General features: G+C 26.3%; 2 protein-coding genes. Both read left to right on the forward strand.

Translation table 11 applies throughout. The annotated features are described in order from the left end of the window. Positions 1 to 205: 205 nt before the first annotated feature. A complete protein-coding gene (locus tag DIU01_RS07250) occupies positions 206 to 610 on the forward strand; it encodes a hypothetical protein (RefSeq protein ID WP_290832968.1) in 405 nt (134 codons plus the stop codon). A gap of 124 nt (positions 611 to 734) precedes the next feature. Then, complete coding sequence (locus DIU01_RS07255) at positions 735 to 1,094, forward strand: BlaI/MecI/CopY family transcriptional regulator (RefSeq protein WP_290832970.1); 360 nt, start codon at positions 735 to 737, stop codon at positions 1,092 to 1,094. Positions 1,095 to 1,107: the final 13 nt, after the last annotated feature.

Raw genomic sequence — 1,107 nt, forward strand, 5'->3', positions numbered from 1 at the left:
ATAATAACTACTTCCGGATTTGCTTTTATAATTCATTTTCAAATCTGAAATAGATTCAAAAGCGACTTCTTTAAAAATGCAAAAGGTGTGTTTGTGAAAATTGAGTTTGTTGTAGGATTTCAAATTGGTTGAATTTTAATTTTCAAATATAATTTTATATTCTAATATTTAGTACTTTTATCTTTAATATAAAGCTATTTTGAACATGAAAAACGTTAAATATTTACTTATTGTAGTGCTTCTTTTATCAAATTTAATCAGTTTTTCACAAAATCAGAACATTGAAAATGATACCATTACTAGTGATAATATTCTAGCTGAGGAAATTGTTTTTGATTCGAATGATTCTGATGAAGGATTGCTATCACTTAGAAATGCTTTTAAAAAGCAAAACATTACTATTGAAATATCTAATATAAAAAGAGACCGAACAAATAAAATTATTGCAATTGACATTGTAATGGAATCAACCGATGGTAGAATTTCAAAACTGAATTACAATAAACTAAAACCTGTTAAAGCTATAAAAATCTTCGTCGACAAAAGAAACAATCCTGATTGGGATTTTGGTATAGAAGAACTTTTTGAAGAAATTCAATATTCTAAATAATACAGAATTTATAACTGTTTAGATTTAGTAAATTCAATTCAAACGTTAATTTTAGTTAAATAACTATAAAAATAGTTGTGTAACTAAAAATATAGTTATACGTTTGTTCTGTAAAATAACAATCATGCAAAAATTAACGAATAAAGAAGAAGAAATCATGCACATTTTATGGAAGCTTAAAAAAGCTTTTGTAAAAGATGTAATGGCAGAAATAACGGAAGATCAACCGCATTACAATACACTTTCAACCATCATAAGAAACTTAGAAGAGAAAGGCTATGTTGGTCATAACGCCTATGGAAATACACATCAATATTTTCCTGTTATCGCATTAGAAGATTACAGAAAAACATTTATGAACACGGCAATTGATAATTATTTCAATAGTTCTTATAAAAATATGGTCTCGTTTTTTGCTGAAGAGGATAAAATTTCGGCAGAGGAATTGCGTGAGATTTTGGAGATTATTGAGAAGAGAAAATAGAATATAGAGAATA

This window comes from Flavobacterium sp. (assembly GCF_003525665.1).
Lineage (GTDB): Bacteria > Bacteroidota > Bacteroidia > Flavobacteriales > Flavobacteriaceae > Flavobacterium.